This is a genomic window from Halomonas colorata (genome assembly GCF_014897985.1).
Taxonomy (GTDB): Bacteria; Pseudomonadota; Gammaproteobacteria; order Pseudomonadales; family Halomonadaceae; genus Vreelandella; species Vreelandella colorata.
Genome location: NZ_JABUZA010000007.1, coordinates 98654 through 115403 on the forward strand (window position 1 = coordinate 98654; position 16750 = coordinate 115403).

Below are 16750 nucleotides of genomic sequence, written 5' to 3' on the forward strand. Positions count from 1 at the left end.
TTAAGTGCTATCGGTCCAATCCAGTTGGCAGGCTTGGGCCGAATGCCGTTCACTATGGGTTTCTATCATGCCAATAAACTTGGTAAGCAAGGGCGATGCGTTGTCATGGTGCCAGTTCATATATAAGCCAAGCACCGCGTTTGAATCATCGCCAATCGGGCGCAGCGGACAAAAAGCGACTTTATGATTTAATACGGCATTTGCCATGCACTCCGGTAATAGCGCAATGCCGAATCCGCTAGCTACAAGGCCGACCAGGGTATGCAACTGAGCGGCCTCCTGCTTGATCCTCGGGTAAAAGCCTGCCGTTTCGCATAGCGCCATAAGCTGATGATAATACCCGGGCCCCAGTGCCTGGGGTGTAAAGACGAAATCCTCCTGAGCAAAATCGCTTAAATCCAACGACCTCTTGTTAACGCTTGGGTGATCAATGGGGAGTGCCAACAAGATACTCTCTTCAAGCACCTTTCTTGAGCGAATGGAGTTTGGAATGGGCATGTGGCGCATAAACGCTACGTCCGAATTGCCAGTCATCAGCGCTTTAACCTGGTGCGAAGAAGGCATCTCCTGGATCACTAGCTCAACGTTCGGCAAACTTTTTCGGAACTGGCGCAGCGCATCCAATACCGGTTCGTAATACGCCAAAGATACGGTAGTCACCGTCAGTCGCCCTGCAACGCCACCAGCCACATCACGTGCCCGCTGAATACCTGTTTCCAAATGGTTAAGCGTGGTGTAGGCCGTTTCTAAAAAAGCGCTACCGGCGAGAGTTAATGCTACTTCGCGCTTGCTACGGATAAAGAGTTGAAAGCCGAGGCGGTCTTCAAGCCGGGCGATGGCTTGGCTTAAGGGCGGCTGAGCCATGTTGAGCCGAGCAGCGGCGCGGTGAAAGTGCAGCTCTTCCGCTACGGCAATGAACTGCTTGAGCAAGCGGGTTTCGACCATAGGTGGCCTCGGTGGATGAATCGATAGGGCGCTTTAAATACTTTAAACCATTAAAAATTATTTCAGTAATACGCTGTGCATATCAAACTTGTCGCTCATTAATATTAGATAAAAAGAATTAAATGCGTACCTTGAATAACACTTGTTTATCCAGACAGAAAGGAAACAGCGAATGTTATTCAAGAATCGAACAGCCCTAATTACTGGCGGCGCCAGAGGGCTTGGCTGGACCTACGCCGTTGCGCTTGCCGAAGCAGGCGCGAATATCGTGATCAGCGACAGCGGTGCCGACCGGGATGGGGTCGGCATGGATAGCAGCATTAGCGATAAAGCGGCGGCAGCGCTGAGAGAGCGGGGACATCGGGCTATCGCGCACAGCGGAGATCTGGAAGATGAGTCCGAGTGCCACGCGCTGATCGTACGCGCCATCTCTGAGTTTCAAGGGCTGGATATCATCATCCATAACGCGGGCTGGGTCGGCTACCAGGCCATCGATGATGCCCAGGCGGATTTCCTTGAGCGCTCATTGGCAGTGAACGTCTGGGCGCCGATGTGGCTTGCCAAGTATGCCTGGCCGCACCTTAAGTCCTCGACAGCACCGCGCATCGTGTTGACTACCTCTGACCGTGCCATGTATGCCTGCTACGGTCAGAAGGGGCTTGCGGCTTATGCGGCCGGCAAGATGGCTCAGATTGGCCTTATGAATGCCTTGGCGCTGGAAGGGTATGAACACGGCATTCGGGTAAACGCGGTATCGCCTGTGGCCAGAACGCGCATGTGGGGCGAAACCGGCACGCCCTCGGATCTCAAACCGGAGTGGGTGACGCCGGGGACGATGTACTTGGCAAGCTACTTATGCAATGAGAGCGGCTATATCTTGCGTGCCAGCAACGGCCAGTTTAGCGCCACTCGTTTCGAGGAGAATCCTGGCATCGACTACCCGCGCGATTTAAATCGTATTTATGCGGCAAGCGTTGACGAGATGGCCGCTCAGTGGGAAGTCATCAAGGAACACGGCCATGTGCGCTAATGCGATAGCCAAGTGGGCAAGCGTCAAGACCGAGCTTGGTGAAAGCCCCGTTTGGGATGAGCGCACCGGCACGCTCTACTTTGTCGATATCACCGATGGCAAGATACACGCACTCCAGGGTAACGCAGTGCCTTATACGCTGTATGAATCGCACCACACCATCGGCGCGCTGGCGCTCACCCAGGCGGGCAATTTAATATTCGCCGAAGGTGCGCGGGTAACGGTGTTTGATCTGAAAACGCGGCAGATCGTACAAATGTCTGCTGCGATCAGCGCAGAGCCGCATTACCGCTTCAACGACGGCGCCTGCGACCCCAGAGGTCGTTTCGTTACGGGTTTGATGGATGAAAGCCATCGCCCTGAGAGTGGGCAACTTTTCAGCTTTGACACCCAGCTAGCACCTACGCTGTTATATGGCCGCATGGGATTACCTAACGGCTTGGTGTGGAATCATGAGGGTAATTGCCTCTACTTTGTAGACTCGGTAGCACGACAGATCTTACAAGCGGACTATTCGCTGGCCGCCGGTACCCTAAGCAATATAACTATGTTCACAGAGACCCCTGCCCACTTGGGAAGGCCTGATGGGCTAGCCATGGATGTGGAAGGCGGTATCTGGGTGTGCCAATTCAATGGCGCTTGCTTGCTGCGCTATAACGCTTATGGTGAACTAACCGAGCAGCTCTCGGTTCCCGTGCCTAGGCCCACCAGCTGCTGCTTTGGTGGTGTCGATATGAAGACGCTTTTCATTACCTCTGCGCGATTTGGCATGCGCGCGGATGAGCTTGAGCGCTACCCTGACGCTGGCGGCCTATTTGCGGTACGCCTGTCGGTGGCGGGAAGCCCGCGCCATCGTTTCAAACCAGGGTAGCGGAGCCTGCCTACCCGGCCCCCTCTTTTAATAAAAAGGATAGCTATCCATGTTTACCGGCCTAAGCGCATTTCCATTAACGCCCATGAACGAGCAGGGGATTCGTGAGGGCGAGTTTTCCAATTTAGTGGAACGCTTGGCCAAGGCGCAGGTGGACTCTATCGGCGTGTTGGGCTCAACCGGTAGCTATGCTTATCTCTCCCGAGAGGAGCGGACTCGCGTTACTCAGTTGGCGGTAAACAGCGCAGGTAACGTGCCGGTAATTATTGGCATTGGCGCATTGCGCACGCGAGACGTACTGGCGCTGGCCGAAGACGCTCAGAAAGCGGGTGCTAGCGGCATATTGCTGGCGCCGGTTTCTTATCAAAAGCTGACCGATGACGAAGTGTTTAGCCACTATGAAACGGTTTGCCGTTCATTAAGCGTACCGCTGTGTGTTTACGATAATCCGGGCACGACCCACTTTACGTTCAGCGACGAGCTACATGGCCGTATTGCCCATTTGCCTCAAGTACGCTCAATCAAGATCCCCCCGGTCAGTACGGATATCAATGCTGCCCGCGAGCGGATTGCACGTTTGCGTGCCTTGATTCCAGAGGATGTTACCTTGGGAATAAGCGGTGACGCCGTCGCATCCACCGGCCTAATCGCTGGGTGTGACAGCTGGTATTCCGTATTGGGCGGGTTATTTCCTGAAACGGCGCTGGCGATAACGCGTGCCGCCCAAGCGGGCGACGCTCAAATGGTTCAGCGTCTATCTGATCAGCTTGAACCCTTCTGGGCTTTATACCGTGAATACGGGGGAAGCTTGCGGGTTATCGCCACCGTAGCGGAAATACTGGGCAAGGTCAGCACACCCTGTTTGCCGCTGCCGCTCAACACTTTGCAGGACAACCAGCGAAGCAGGGTAGAGCAGGTCGTTGAGCAGCTTGATCTACGGTAGGCGGAAGTGAGCGTGAAGTGGCGTTATTCGGTTAGCTTGATTAGCCGATCCGGATAGTCGGTAAACAAACCGCTCACGCCCCAATCCAATAAATGCTGCATCTCATCGGTTTCGTTAATAGTGTAGATATGTACCGGCAGGCCGTTCGCCTGAGCCTTTAGAATAAACGCAGCATCGATGACTTCTTCACCTCTATAGGTAAAGTTGGTGCCCATGCCTACCGCATATTCAGCGACTGCCTGAAAATCCTCATCGGTGATTTCCTGCGGCCCCGGTATCACGCCTGTCCACTCAACCAGGCGTTCGTCGTCTTCTTCGCTTGGGTAATACCACACCAGTTGAATCAGCGGAATCTTGTCGTTAAGCTCATGAATTGTCAGCAGGCTCTCCTGCGCAAACGACTGAATCAGCACGCGCCCAGTGTCGATCATATCAAACGCTTCCAAGCGCTTAACAAGCGCCGCTTCAACGCCCGGGTTCAACTGGGGTGACTTGGTTTCCAGGTAGTAGCGGGCATCCTGACCAAAGCGGTTAAAGATCTCTTCAAGCGTTAATATCTCGGCGCCGACGAAAGCGTCATCCACCTGATCAGGATAGGCGTCGTTAAACCATGACCCCGTATCCAGGTCTTTAAGTTCGGCAAGCGTATAGTCGTTGATATGGCCTTCGCCATTGCTGGTGCGCTCAAGAGTGTCGTCATGAAAGGCGACCAACTCACCGTCAGAGGTCATCTGGATATCCAGTTCCAGATAGTTTGCTCCCCATTCATGGGCCAGCTCGAGTGCGGCCATGCTGCTTTCGGGAGCGTGGCCGCTGGCGCCGCGATGGGCAATCACCTGAAACGAATCTAGATCCTTTAGCTGTTGCTCCAGCGGAGACGTTTCTGCTAATGCAGCAGAGGCGGTAACACCAGCGAAAAGACCTAATGACACGGCAGTAAATAACGAAGAATGGCTCATAAACGTTCCTTTTAGTGAATGCTCAGCCAATTACCCTACTTCGTTTATTACCTCATTCCAAATGACGCTGTGTGTAAACTTGTGCTCTGCACCAAGCTTCATGTACTGGGTGTGTTAACGCCAGTGCGGCTTTGTGCCAAGTGCTTAACAAGCGCATCGGCCTCGCGAGGGTGAGTAAGGCGCACGATACGAATATGGCGATAACGGGTGTCAATCAAATCGGCAAGATAGCGCCGCTGGTTGGAGCGCCAACTGGTCAGCATCCACCAGAGAATCGAGTCTCGGCTCATAAAGGTCTTGCGAAACGATTCGCGATTGCCCGTACCGGGCCAAAGTTCTTTGCGGCTAATGATGCGCACAATTGCGCGGCAGAGAGATTGGCGGAAAACGCGCCAGAACCCGTAATCCAGCCAGATGATCATATCGACCTCGCGCCACTTGATATCGCGGGTACGGTTAAAGTTGCCGTCCAGCACCCAGCCGCCCGGGGCTGCGCTTAAAGCGGCTTCCAGCGCGACGAAAAATTCATCGTCCGGTGTGCCTTGCCAGTTAGCACGCCAGAAAAGCTGGTCAAGCTGAATATAGGGAACGCCCAGGGCGTGGGATAATTGCTTAGAGAGCGTGCTTTTACCGCTGCCGCTGCTGCCGACAACATTGATTTTCATGATGTAGCCCTGTTCAAGCGGCGCGCTAGTTTACGTAGGTGACAACCTTTGGGCAAATAGACACGACGCCTAAGGCATAAAAACGTAAAGTAGTTGCTGATTGCTATTTTTACTTAAAAGGAGCTCAGTGTGGATACGTTGACTTGGCTGACCTACGTGGGCGTCATCTTTGCCTTAATCATTTTTCCAGGGCCGGTGGCGCTACTTTGCACAAGCCACGGGCTAAAGTTTGGCCGAAAGCACACGACCGCCACCGTGCTGGGCGGCGCCTTGTCTTCGCTGGTGTTAATGGTAGTTTCCTCGCTGGGACTGGGCGCTATCCTGGCCGCTTCGGAAAGTGCCTTTTATATTCTGAAACTGGTTGGCGGTGCCTACCTGATTTACTTGGGCATCGCGGCCTGGCGGGATTCTTCCAGCATTGATATTCACAGCCCTTCAGCCGCCAGCCATCAGCGTGTACCGATGAAAACGCTCTTCCGGCGTGGTTTTATGGTGGGCATCAGCAATCCCAAAGACCTGCTCTTCTTCGCCGCGCTGTTTCCCAACTTTATCGATGTGAGCCAGCCTCAACTGATTCAGTTCGTGATTCTGGCAGTGACGTGGCTGGTGATCGATTTCACCCTGATGTCGACCTACGCAAGGCTTGGCTCCAGCATAAGCCGCTGGTTTCAAAGCCCGCGCCGCTATAAGCGCTTCAATCGCACTACCGGCGGCCTGTTTATCGCCGCAGGCGGCACGTTAATGGCGTCCAATCATTAGAGAGAACCATTGTTTTCAACGCCCAGCGTCAAGGAGAGACTCAGTGGCGAATATCATAGTATGTGCCGATGGCACCTGGAACCAACCCGAAGAAGACCTGGAAGAAGATTACCCCACCAACGTATTGAAGCTGGCGCGAGCCATTTCTCCCTTTGCGGGTGAGATGCGCCAACACGTCTCTTATGGGTGGGGAGTCGGTTCGTACCGTAATCAAATCATTGGTGCATTAACCGGCGCCGGGATCGAAAAGAACATCATCGATGGCTACCGCTATATCGTTCACAATTACACCCCAGACGACGACATCTATCTGTTCGGTTTTAGCCGTGGTGCTTACACCGTGCGCGCCTTGAGCGGACTCATCAATAACTGCGGCATTCTCAAGCGCTCGGAGGCCGGCCGGATCACCCAGGCCTGGGATATGTATCGAGATCACGCGGACGAAAACTGGCCGGGCGGTCAAACGGCCAGGGCATTTCGGAAGGCCTATTGCCACCCTTCGCAGCGCATTCACTTCATCGGTGTGTGGGATACCGTAGGTGCGCTGGGTATACCGCTAAGCCTGTTGGGCGGGCTGTTCAATAATGAGAACGAGTTTTACGACACCAAGATGGGCAGCAATATTGCCACCGCGCGCCATGCGCTCGCCATCGATGAGAAACGCGAAGACTTCGAGCCTACCTTGTGGGAGGCCCGTGAAGGCGTTGATTTGAAGCAGGTATGGTTTGCCGGCGTACACAGCGATGTTGGCGGTGGCAAAGCGCCGGATGAGAACGGTATTCAAGCTTCCGATACACCCCTTGAGTGGATGCTAAAAGAGGCCGGTGCCGCGGGTCTGGCCATCGCACCCCATCTTTACGGTAACCTGACCAACGGTGCGCGGGGCGAGCTACATCATTCCCGGCGACATGTGTACCGGTTAAGAGGCAAGCTCGACCGTCCACTGGTCAACGAAGGCAAGCCGACGTTGATTCATCAAAGCGTCAAAGAGCGCTACCAGCGTGATGAAAGCTACCGGCCGCCCAATCTGAAGGCGCTGGTAGAGGAGCGCGGCTGGGTAGGTATCGAGCTGGACCGCTGATCGTATCCACCGCTGCCTGAGGCCAACCGTGTTCGGCTGATTCAAGCGGCGGTTCAGGCGTGGGCTGCAGCGTTATTTAAAGCGTGAGCGTTTGCCCGACTCGTAGCAGAGCTGATCCCTTGGAAAGTCACCGGGGAGTTCGCTCAATGCCTTGCTGGCTGCGCGCGCGCCCATCCCTGGGGCGACACGAAGCCCGTGGCCTTCATCGGCCTTGAGCGCGTTGATACTATTGGTATTCAAGACCATAGGCCAAATGATGCCGTAATATTTATGAACCCTGACGTTATAATCACGCGAAAAAACCAGCGTCGGCTCATCGGCTTTAGTTTGATCCGATGGTTGAGTATCAACGACTTCAACGAGACTATTCTCGAATGATAACCAGTAGAGTGGTATCAGACCGAGTGTCCAACCGGCAATGAATTGAGCCGGATCCAAATAGCTACCGTCTTCGACAACGCTACTCTTCACGGTCAACTGATAGCGATAGTCACCCGATGAGCATTGCGTCATGCCAGGCAAATAAACGCCTCTTGTATTCTTCAGATCGCCACCGATAAATCCCGCGCAGCCAGATAGTGTCAGGGCGAATACGCTGGCGGTACATAACTTGGTTACGCTTTTTACCTTCATTTAGCGTCCTTGTTAATTAGCATTGGCTTCAGCCCTTTATAACCAAGTATTTGAATCCTCAATGCGACTGACCTCGAAGAGTTTCCTTGGGAACAGATATACATTGTTAAGTTTACCGAATGGCAGGCCAGCACGATAGCTAGGCCCTCAATGCGAGAAATCGTCAGGCAAAGCCAGCGGGAGTGGTGCCATAGCATTCGATTATTTTAAATAAGAATAAGAGATCTTGTTTTTATTCCTTTTTGACGGGTTTTGTTTGCACTAATATAGTGCGCCCAACGAGTTGAATTACAGGGCATCAAGAGCCTCAAGAAAAACCTAGGACGTACTATGAGCGAGCAACAGGGCGCGCACTTCAAGCGCAGCATGCAGACGCGCCACTTAGTGATGCTCTCGTTAGGGGGCGTGATTGGGACCGGGCTGTTTTTAAGTTCCGGCTATACCGTGCAGCAGGCCGGGCCAACGGGTGCCGTATTGGCCTATCTGGTCGGCGGCATCGTTGCCTGGCTGGTGATGATGTGCCTGGGGGAACTGGCGGTACATATGCCGGATTCAGGCGCGTTCAGCGCCCATGCCAGCCGCTATATCGGCCCCGGCACTGGCTATATGGTGGCCTGGATGTATTGGCTTACCTGGACGGTGGCGCTGGGCTCGGAATTTACCGCCGCGGCGGTGTTTATGGGGCGCTGGTTTCCCGATATCCCCGGCTGGTACTGGAGCGGGCTGTTCGCGGCCATCGTGTTCGGCGTAAACGCCTTTACCTCACGCTTCTTTGCCGAGTCCGAGTTCTGGCTGTCGCTGATCAAGGTGATCGCGGTGGTAGTGTTCGTGATCGTCGGCGCGGGCGCGATCATCGGCTGGGTGCCGCTGCAGGATTCAAGCGGCGCCGCGTTGGCATCGCCCGGGCTTTCCGCCTTTTGGGGCGAGGGCGCCATGTCGCCTAGCCTCCTGGCCATCGGTACTACCTTGCTGGCGGTGATGTTTGCGTTTTCCGGCACGGAGCTTATTGGCATTGCCGCCGGGGAAACCGTGGACCCGGCGCGCAATGTGCCCAAGGCGATCCGCGCCACGCTGTGGCGGCTGATTCTATTTTTTGTGGGTACCATCATTGTAATTGCGGCATTGTTGCCCCAAAGCCAGGCCGGGCTTAGCCAAAGCCCGTTCGTCGCGGTATTCCAGCGCCTGGGCGTACCGGGCGCGGCGGATATCATGAACTTCGTGATCATCACCGCGCTGCTTTCGGCGGCCAATTCCGGGCTTTATGCCTCATCGCGCATGCTCTGGACGCTTTCAGATCAAGGCACTTTGCCCAAGTCGCTTGGTCGGCTCAACAAGCGCGGCATTCCCATGAACGCGCTGCTGCTCAGCATGATCGGCGGCTTCGGCGCGCTGTTTTCAAGCGTGTATGCGCCAGAAACCGTCTACCTAGTGCTGGTCTCGATCTCCGGTTTGGCCGTGGTGGTGGTGTGGATGGCGATTACGCTCAGCCAACTCAACTTCCGACGCCAGTACCTGCGTGAAGGCGGGCGGCTGAAAGATCTGGTATATCGCACCCCGTGCTACCCGTGGGTGCCTCTGATCGCGTTTGCGGCCTGTCTGGCTGCATGCATTGGCATCGCTTTTGACCCGCAGCAGCGAGTAGCGCTCTATTTCGGGGTGCCGTTCATGGCGCTCTGTTACCTGGTGCATTTTGTGCGCCATCGCGCGGTCACTCAACGTTCCGACCACCCAAACATTGCCGCTGAGGAGAAGACCGTATGAGTGCGTTGAACCCGATCAAGGCCCTGCTGGCGGAAGCGCCTTTTATGGTCATCGACGGAGCGTTGGCCACCGAGCTTGAAACGCTCGGCTGTGATCTCAACGATGCCCTGTGGTCGGCGCGTCTGCTGGCTCAGGCGCCGGAGAAGATTCGCCAGGTGCATCAGGCGTATTTTGAAGCCGGTGCCGACTGCGCGATTACCGCAAGCTATCAGGCCACGGTGCACGGTTTTATGCAGGCGGGAATGACGGCCCAGCAGGCCCGTGAGCTGATTCAGCTATCGGTCACGTTGGCGCAGCAGGCTCGCGATGCGGTGTGGCAGCCGGGGCAAACCGACCGCCCCAAGCCGCTGGTTGCCGCATCGGTTGGCCCGTATGGCGCTTATCTAGCGGATGGCAGCGAGTACCGCGGCGGCTATGATCTGGATCGCGCCGGGCTGGTTGAGTTTCATCGCGAGCGGTTTGAGCTTCTGCTGGCTGCGGGCGCTGATCTGCTGGCGGTAGAAACCCTGCCCTCACTTGAAGAGGCGCTGGCGATCACCGACCTTCTGGCTGAACATCCGGGCGCTCAGGCCTGGATTACATTCTCGGCCAAGGATGGCGAGCACATCAGCGATGGAACGCCGATTGAAGAGTGTGCCGCAGCGCTGGCCAACTGCCCTGGCGTGGCGGCGATTGGCGTAAACTGCACCGCACTTGCGCATATCGAATCATTGATTGCGGCGATCAAACGCCGGTGCGGCCTACCCGTATTGGTGTATCCCAACTCGGGGGAGCTATATGACCCGGTGACCAAAACCTGGCATCCGGCCCCGTGTGATCACACCGTCACTGGCCCTTCAGGCTTGGTTCAAGGGGTTGAGCATTGGTTGGCGGCAGGGGCGTCGGGTATCGGTGGCTGCTGCCGAACAACGCCTGCGGATATTCAGGCACTGGCCCAGTGGCGGCAGTCGCGCTAGCTCGCCTGGGCGCTTTTATTCTTTTCTCGCTTATTGAACTGAAGCGCCCAACTCCCGCTTAAGCCACTTGGCCAACTGCTCACTGCGCTGGCTGTTGTGGTGGCGGGGTAGCCATAGGCAAAGCTTGGCGGGGGTTTCGATAAACCCCCAGGGCGCGGTGAGTCGTCCGCTTTTCAGGTCATCGTCCACCAGCAGTTTTGGCGCAATCGCCACGCCCAGGACCGCCACGGCGGCTTCGATTAAATAGTAGAGATGATCAAACCCCTGGCCTTGGCGTAAGGCCTCTTCAAGGTGCGCAAGCTCAAGCCCTTGCGCGGTGGCCCACTGTGGCCAGGCCTGGGGGCGCGAGGCGGTGTGTAAAAGCTTGCCGGAAAAAAGTGTATCCGGCTGCGCTGGATCGAGCTTTGCTTCCAAACGAGGGCTGACCACCGCGCAAATTTGCTCGGCCATTAGCTCGACAACGTCTACCTCGGCGGGCCAGGGCGGCTCGGAAAAGGCCAGGGTAGCGCTGATATTTTCCTGCTTGGCGGGCAGTTCACTTTCGCTCACTACGACCTGCAGTTTGAGCTGGGGCAGGTCGCGTTGCAGACGGTCCAGCCTGGGAATCAACCAGCGCGCCAGCAGGCTGCCGGGGCAGGCCAGGGTGAAGGGCGCCTCTTCCACATCACGCTTGAGATCCGCGCAACTATCACGCAGGCGGGTAAACGCTTCGCCAATGCCGTGATAAAGCCTTTCGCCGTGGTGAGTCAGTTCAATGCCACGGCCCGCTTTGGCAAACAGCGCCACGCCAAAATGTTCATCCAGGCTGCGCAGCTGGCGGCTAACCGCGCCGTGGGTCACGCTAAGCTCATCGGCCGCGGCGGTAACACTGCCTAGCCGGGCGGTGGCTTCAAAGGCGCGCAGGGCGCTTAAGGGTGGCATGCTCTGTTGCATCGACTGTTGACTCCAGCTCACATATTGATGACATCTTATCGATTTTTATCTCCGTCTGCTTGCGCTACTTTCAATGCAACTGTTTACCCCGCTTTGAGAGGCCATCATGAACCAACCTGCGATCCAGCCTGATATCAACGGCCTGTTTGGCCAATTCGGCGGCCGTTTTGTGGCCGAAACGCTGATGCCGCTGATTCTTGAGCTGCAAGCCGAATACGACACCGCCAAGGATGACCCCGAATTCCAGCGCCAGCTCGCCTATTTCCAGAGCGACTACGTAGGGCGCCCGAATCCGCTCTATTTTGCCGAGCGCCTGACCGAGCACTTTGGCGGCGCGAAGATTTTTCTCAAGCGTGAAGAGCTTAATCATACCGGCGCGCACAAGATTAATAACTGTATCGGCCAGGTACTGCTGGCCAAGCGCATGGGCAAAAAGCGCATCATCGCTGAAACCGGCGCCGGTATGCACGGCGTGGCTACGGCCACCGTGGCAGCGCGGTTTGGTTTGCCCTGCGTGATTTACATGGGCTCAACGGATATCGAGCGCCAGCAGCCCAACGTGTTTCGCATGAAACTGCTGGGCGCTGAAGTGATCCCGGTCACTTCCGGCACCGGTACGCTGAAAGACGCCATGAACGAAGCGCTGCGCGACTGGGTCACCAACGTGGATGACACTTTCTACATCATCGGCACCGTGGCTGGGCCGCACCCGTATCCCGCCATGGTGCGCGACTTCCAAGCGGTGATTGGCCATGAAACCCGCGCGCAAATGCAGGAAAAAGAGGGCCGTCTGCCGGATTCGTTGGTGGCCTGTATTGGCGGCGGCTCCAACGCCATGGGGCTGTTCCACCCATTCCTGAACGATGCCTCGGTCGAGATGATTGGCGTTGAAGCGGGCGGCAAGGGCGTTGAGAGCGGCCAGCACGCGGCAAGCCTGAACGGCGGTGCGCCGGGCGTGCTTCACGGCAACCGCACCTACCTGCTGCAGGATGAGGACGGCCAGATTATCGACGCCCACTCGATTTCTGCAGGCCTTGATTACCCCGGCATCGGCCCAGAGCACGCCTGGTTGCATGAGCAGGGGCGCGTTGAGTATGTGTCGGCCACCGACGATGAAGCGCTTGAAGCCTTCCAGACGTGCTGTCGCCTGGAAGGGATTATCCCCGCCCTTGAAACCGCTCACGCGCTGGCCGAAGTCGCCAAGCGGGCGCCGAAACTCCTCAGCGACCACTTGATGGTGGTTAACCTGAGCGGTCGCGGCGACAAAGACATGATGAGCGTGGCCCACTACCTGGGAGACAAGTTCAAATGAGCGCACTGAAGGATACTGTTATGAACGACGCCATGAATCCCAACGCGCGCCTTGCAGCACGCTTTGCCGCGCTCAAAACCGAAAACCGCCCGGCGCTGGTGAGCTACGTAACGGCAGGCGACCCGGATATGGCGACATCGCAACGCATTCTGGACGGCCTACCCGCCGCCGGTGTGGATGTGATCGAGCTGGGCATGCCGTTCAGCGACCCCATGGCCGATGGCCCCGCGATTCAAAAAGCCGCCCTACGTGCCCTCAAAGAAGGCCAGACCCAGGCCAAGACTCTGGAAATGGTGCGCGCCTTTCGTGAGAAAGACGCCACCACGCCCATTGTGCTAATGGGCTACTACAACCCCATTTACCGCTATGGTGTCGAGCGCTTTTTGACCGACGCTGCCAGCGCCGGCGTAGATGGCCTGATCGTGGTCGATATACCGCCTGAGCATGACGACGAGCTTTGTCAGCCCGCCGCCCAGCACGGTATCGATTTTATCCGCCTGGCCACGCCCACCACGGACACCAAGCGCCTGCCCAAGGTGCTGGGTAACGCCTCCGGGTTTGTCTACTATGTTTCGGTGGCAGGCGTTACCGGCGGCAGCGCTCCCACGCCCGAAAAACTCGAGCGCTCCGTCAGCCAGCTACGCGAACATACCCAGCTTCCCATCGCTGTTGGCTTTGGTATTCGCACGCCCGAACAGGCCGCCATCATTGGCCGATTCAGCGATGCGGTAGTCGTTGGCTCCGCGCTGGTGGATTGCATCGAGAACGCCGTAACGCCTGATGAAGCCGTCAACGGCGTGCATAACCTTGCACGTGCACTGGCTGAAAGCGTTAAAGAGTGCCGAGAGGTGCACGAGCCGCAAGTCAGTTAAATGACGTAACACAGCAAACGCATACCAGGAGCAGGCCATTAAGCCTGCTCTTTTTTTGCCTGTATTTGAGTAAAGACTCGCAGGGAGTGAGTTATCATCCATAATTGAATGTAAGAGAACAGGTTTAATTTAATATAATTCAATTGCTTAGAGGGTTTTTGTAACGAACAACAATGCCTTTTTTAATTTAAATTAAAAAAATACCCTCTCTCATCGTTAGCGGTTATATTGCACCGCGAGAGAGCTACTGGTCGCGATATACCCAAGGTGACAAGCGCTACTCTTCACCTCTTTTCCCATACTAAAAACGAAAGGAAATGCCTAAATGCGTATTAAAATGCTTTTAGCCGCACTTGTGATGCTGGGTAGCTCTTCATTGGCAATGGCCGCCGACTATTACGTTGATATTACTAACCGTACTGGTTACACCATCATGTATATGTATGTCAGCCCTGGCGATTCACAAAATTGGGAAGACGATGTGCTTGGTAGCGATGTGCTCATGGACGGAGTAACGCAGCGCGTTACGTTAACCGGCTATAACAGCCCTAATTTCGACATTCGTCTGGTTGACGAAGATGAAGATAGCTACACCTTCATGAACCTAGATGTATCCAGTGAAGATATCGTCGTCACAATGGATCACCTGGATTAAGTTGCTACGCCTCTGCTGATTCCAATTGGCAGAGGCATTTGAACGGTAAACAACACACGCATCGCCTTGGCTATTTGTGCAGACTTCGCCAACCCCGCCCACGCAGAAGCGGCCGCCGCACAGCAAGCGGACGTGTATATCGCCAGCGCACTGATTTCAGAAACGGGCTATGAAGTAGATGCCGAATTGCTTGCGGGTATCGCCAAACGCCATCAATTTCCCGTACTGCTTTCCAACCATATTTCTCTAACGGGCGGCTGGCAAACCTGCGGTAAAAGCGGTGGCTGGAAGGCGTCAGGGGAGTTGGTTATTTCTGCCGAAGGGAGTGATCCCACTATCGTGTTGTGTCATGTGCGCCAAGGGGCGCTTACACAAAAGAAAATAGATAGCAGATAAATAAAATAAGTCCTAAAATTGGTGTTTAAAATAGAGCTTTTTTGGAGGTCGTGATGCATCAGATACTAGCCGATTTTTCAGTCAGTATCTCTGAGCTGAAGAAGAACCCTTCGGCGCTGCTTTCGCAGGTCAGTGGCTCACCCATAGCAGTACTGAACCATAATAAGCCTGCGGCTTACCTCGTGCCTGCTGAAACCTATGAAGCCATGATGGAAATGCTGGAAGATTACGAACTTGCCAAGCTTGTAGAGGCGCGTCGTGATGACAAGAGTAAAGCGGTGACGGTATCGCTAGATGACCTATAAGCTAAAATTTGTACCGGCGGCGTTGAAAGAATGGGAAAAACTCGGTGCTCCCGTTCGAGATCAATTCAAAAAGAAGTTGGCTGAACGGTTGGAGAATCCCAGAGTACCCGCAGACAAGTTAAGTGGATACGACGCGGTTTATAAGATAAAACTGCGTTCAGCAGGGTACCGTTTGGTTTACGAGATTATTGATAACGAGTTATTTGTCTACGTGCTGGCCGTAGGCAAACGCGATAAAGGTAAAGTATATAGCTCGCTTAAACGGCGCATGTGACTCCACCACCCGAACTTACTGTTCCATATGAATGAAAAAATCATGGCATTGCCATGGTGGCAACTACCCAATTTTTTAATCAAGAGGACGTAATGGGAAAGCTTATTTCACTGATTGTGCTGGTCGCGCTGGGTTATACCGGGGTGTATTTCTATTACGGCCATGCCGTTAAGCAGGAAGTTCAGCAACAGTTGGATAACCGTGGCCTTTCTGCGGTCAGCGTTGATAACGTCGAGTACGGCGTGCTGGCGCCGATTAGCACCTCTGCGAACCTTACCGTCAGCGTTACCTACCGCGGAACACAGGCTGACCTGGATTTAACCGTGGAAGGCCACCCTGTGTTTTCGGATGAGGTAAGCGTCAGGCTCGATGGCCTGCAAGCACTGCGTGTGGGCATCGGCTTCTAAAATCAAAAAAATCAACACGCGCTCAGCCGTGCGCCTGGCAGTATATTGAGATCAAGCTTTCGCTTCACCGAATGGGAGGGAAACCCTCTTTCCGGCGCTTGATGCCTTGCTGAAGTGGGCAGAGCAGAAGGATGACTTTGCCAACCCTGCCCAGCAGAACGATCTGGGTGATGTTGCTAATTATTGAAAGCCTAATGAGCTAACGCAACGTGACGGTTAAAGATGACGACCGTGTGTTCCGTTGTGCATATTAACGACGATGCACCGCAAGTGAATCCTCCGGAGCGTCATGCCGGTCATTCAATCCGTAATCGCGGATGATGGCCGCAACGCGCAGCCGATAGTCGGCAAAGATCTCCTGTCGGCCCGCTTTCTGAATGGAGCGGTGAGGTTCGAACGTCCGCCACTGCCTGACGGCTTTTTCGTCTCGCCAGAAGGAGAGCGATAGGATCTTCCCTGGGTGGGTGAGGCTCTCAAAACGCTCTATCGAAATAAAGCCGTCAATGTCTTTTAGATGCGGGGCCAGAGTGCTAGCGGCGTCCAGGTAGTCGTCTTTTCGATCCTTATGAGGTAGCGCTTCGAATATCACGGCAATCATAAGGCACTCCATGCATCTGTCGGTGCAATACCCAGCGTGCCATCTACCGCTTCAACGAAGCTGCGTTCCTCCTTGAGGATAAAACGCTGAGCCTGCGCCATGGCAAAGTTCGCTCGCCCGCCTTCGTCAGCCTGTAGCCGGAGGCGGTAGGCTTCATAGGCGGCCAGGCTATCGAAAGCGACGAGGCCCCAGGCCACACTATTCGATCCCTCATGGGGAAGAAAATAGCCGATGAGGTGGCCGCCGCAGCGGGGAATGATTTCCCCCCAGTTTTCGGCGTACTCCTTGAAGGCGCTACGTTGGAAGGGATCAATCTCGTAGCGAATCACACAGGTAATCGTCATGGGGTATCTCCTCTGGTTTTAAGGACAATACCGCATTGTCGGCCTCTTATG

The 16750-nt window shown here is 55.2% G+C and carries 21 protein-coding genes; 14 read left to right on the forward strand and 7 right to left on the reverse strand.

Annotation, left to right across the window (positions count from 1 at the left end):
* Nucleotides 1–945 carry a LysR substrate-binding domain-containing protein gene (locus tag INT33_RS05760; protein WP_193091357.1) on the reverse strand — a complete coding sequence of 315 codons (945 nt, stop codon included), beginning with the start codon at nucleotides 943–945 and terminating at the stop codon, nucleotides 1–3.
* Between the two features lie 172 nt (nucleotides 946–1117).
* On the opposite strand from INT33_RS05760, the gene INT33_RS05765 reads away from it, so the two are divergent.
* The 3 genes from INT33_RS05765 to INT33_RS05775 are packed head-to-tail and all read left to right on the forward strand — an operon-like array spanning nucleotide 1118 to nucleotide 3789.
* Nucleotides 1118–1975 carry an SDR family NAD(P)-dependent oxidoreductase gene (locus INT33_RS05765; protein WP_193091358.1) on the forward strand — a complete coding sequence of 286 codons (858 nt, stop codon included), beginning with the start codon at nucleotides 1118–1120 and terminating at the stop codon, nucleotides 1973–1975.
* A complete protein-coding gene (locus INT33_RS05770) occupies nucleotides 1965–2846 on the forward strand; it encodes an SMP-30/gluconolactonase/LRE family protein (RefSeq protein WP_193091359.1) in 882 nt (293 codons plus the stop codon). Before INT33_RS05765 ends, INT33_RS05770 begins: the two co-directional genes overlap by 11 nt.
* Before the next feature lie 49 nt (nucleotides 2847–2895).
* Complete coding sequence (locus INT33_RS05775; protein WP_193091360.1) at nucleotides 2896–3789, forward strand: dihydrodipicolinate synthase family protein; 894 nt, start codon at nucleotides 2896–2898, stop codon at nucleotides 3787–3789.
* A gap of 23 nt (nucleotides 3790–3812) precedes the next feature.
* On the opposite strand, the gene INT33_RS05780 is transcribed toward INT33_RS05775, so the two are convergent.
* Together INT33_RS05780 and INT33_RS05785 are read right to left on the reverse strand one after the other, a co-directional pair.
* On the reverse strand, nucleotides 3813–4748 hold the full coding sequence (locus INT33_RS05780) for a glycerophosphodiester phosphodiesterase (RefSeq protein WP_193091361.1): 936 nt from the start codon (nucleotides 4746–4748) through the stop codon (nucleotides 3813–3815).
* Between the two features lie 98 nt (nucleotides 4749–4846).
* Nucleotides 4847–5413, reverse strand: coding sequence for a P-loop NTPase family protein (locus INT33_RS05785; RefSeq protein WP_193091362.1), 567 nt, complete (start codon nucleotides 5411–5413; stop codon nucleotides 4847–4849).
* A gap of 129 nt (nucleotides 5414–5542) precedes the next feature.
* Between INT33_RS05785 and INT33_RS05790 the strand changes: the two genes are divergently transcribed.
* Nucleotides 5543–6172, forward strand: a complete 630-nt coding sequence (locus INT33_RS05790; protein WP_193091363.1) for a LysE family translocator — start codon at nucleotides 5543–5545, stop codon at nucleotides 6170–6172.
* Between the two features lie 43 nt (nucleotides 6173–6215).
* Nucleotides 6216–7253: a DUF2235 domain-containing protein gene (locus INT33_RS05795; protein WP_319643917.1), complete on the forward strand. Its 1038-nt coding sequence runs from the start codon at nucleotides 6216–6218 to the stop codon at nucleotides 7251–7253.
* 72 nt (nucleotides 7254–7325) lie between these two features.
* Here INT33_RS05795 and INT33_RS05800 read toward each other — a convergent pair whose 3' ends face one another.
* Nucleotides 7326–7886, reverse strand: a complete 561-nt coding sequence (locus INT33_RS05800; protein WP_193091364.1) for a hypothetical protein — start codon at nucleotides 7884–7886, stop codon at nucleotides 7326–7328.
* Between the two features lie 330 nt (nucleotides 7887–8216).
* Between INT33_RS05800 and INT33_RS05805 the strand changes: the two genes are divergently transcribed.
* Both INT33_RS05805 and mmuM read left to right on the forward strand, forming a co-directional pair.
* Nucleotides 8217–9647 (forward strand): amino acid permease, encoded by a 1431-nt coding sequence (locus tag INT33_RS05805; protein ID WP_193091365.1) that lies wholly within the window; start codon nucleotides 8217–8219, stop codon nucleotides 9645–9647.
* Nucleotides 9644–10603: a homocysteine S-methyltransferase gene (mmuM, locus tag INT33_RS05810; protein WP_193091366.1), complete on the forward strand. Its 960-nt coding sequence runs from the start codon at nucleotides 9644–9646 to the stop codon at nucleotides 10601–10603. Before INT33_RS05805 ends, mmuM begins: the two co-directional genes overlap by 4 nt.
* Nucleotides 10604–10633: 30 nt before the next feature.
* Here mmuM and INT33_RS05815 read toward each other — a convergent pair whose 3' ends face one another.
* The gene (locus INT33_RS05815) at nucleotides 10634–11536 is read right to left on the reverse strand and encodes a LysR family transcriptional regulator (protein WP_193091367.1); all 903 of its coding nucleotides are present in this window, start codon (nucleotides 11534–11536) and stop codon (nucleotides 10634–10636) included.
* 106 nt (nucleotides 11537–11642) lie between these two features.
* Between INT33_RS05815 and trpB the strand changes: the two genes are divergently transcribed.
* The 7 genes from trpB (at nucleotide 11643) to INT33_RS05850 (ending at nucleotide 15757) form a co-directional block, all read left to right on the forward strand.
* Nucleotides 11643–12848 (forward strand): tryptophan synthase subunit beta, encoded by a 1206-nt coding sequence (gene trpB / locus INT33_RS05820; protein ID WP_193091368.1) that lies wholly within the window; start codon nucleotides 11643–11645, stop codon nucleotides 12846–12848.
* Between the two features lie 32 nt (nucleotides 12849–12880).
* Nucleotides 12881–13720, forward strand: coding sequence for a tryptophan synthase subunit alpha (trpA, locus tag INT33_RS05825; protein WP_193091385.1), 840 nt, complete (start codon nucleotides 12881–12883; stop codon nucleotides 13718–13720).
* 325 nt (nucleotides 13721–14045) lie between these two features.
* Complete coding sequence (locus INT33_RS05830; protein ID WP_193091369.1) at nucleotides 14046–14375, forward strand: hypothetical protein; 330 nt, start codon at nucleotides 14046–14048, stop codon at nucleotides 14373–14375.
* A gap of 66 nt (nucleotides 14376–14441) precedes the next feature.
* Nucleotides 14442–14771: a hypothetical protein gene (locus tag INT33_RS05835; protein WP_226940089.1), complete on the forward strand. Its 330-nt coding sequence runs from the start codon at nucleotides 14442–14444 to the stop codon at nucleotides 14769–14771.
* A 53-nt stretch (nucleotides 14772–14824) separates the two neighbouring features.
* Nucleotides 14825–15076 carry a type II toxin-antitoxin system Phd/YefM family antitoxin gene (locus tag INT33_RS05840; protein WP_192538402.1) on the forward strand — a complete coding sequence of 84 codons (252 nt, stop codon included), beginning with the start codon at nucleotides 14825–14827 and terminating at the stop codon, nucleotides 15074–15076.
* Nucleotides 15066–15350, forward strand: a complete 285-nt coding sequence (locus INT33_RS05845) for a type II toxin-antitoxin system RelE family toxin (RefSeq protein WP_193091370.1) — start codon at nucleotides 15066–15068, stop codon at nucleotides 15348–15350. Before INT33_RS05840 ends, INT33_RS05845 begins: the two co-directional genes overlap by 11 nt.
* Before the next feature lie 92 nt (nucleotides 15351–15442).
* Entirely contained in the window at nucleotides 15443–15757 is a 315-nt protein-coding gene (locus tag INT33_RS05850) for a hypothetical protein (protein ID WP_193091371.1), read from the forward strand.
* A gap of 250 nt (nucleotides 15758–16007) precedes the next feature.
* Here the strand turns inward: INT33_RS05850 and INT33_RS05855 are convergent, their stop codons facing one another.
* Together INT33_RS05855 and INT33_RS05860 are read right to left on the reverse strand one after the other, a co-directional pair.
* Nucleotides 16008–16355, reverse strand: a complete 348-nt coding sequence (locus INT33_RS05855; RefSeq protein ID WP_193091372.1) for an antibiotic biosynthesis monooxygenase family protein — start codon at nucleotides 16353–16355, stop codon at nucleotides 16008–16010.
* The gene (locus INT33_RS05860; protein ID WP_193091373.1) at nucleotides 16352–16699 is read right to left on the reverse strand and encodes an NIPSNAP family protein; all 348 of its coding nucleotides are present in this window, start codon (nucleotides 16697–16699) and stop codon (nucleotides 16352–16354) included. Before INT33_RS05860 ends, INT33_RS05855 begins: the two co-directional genes overlap by 4 nt.
* Nucleotides 16700–16750: the final 51 nt, after the last annotated feature.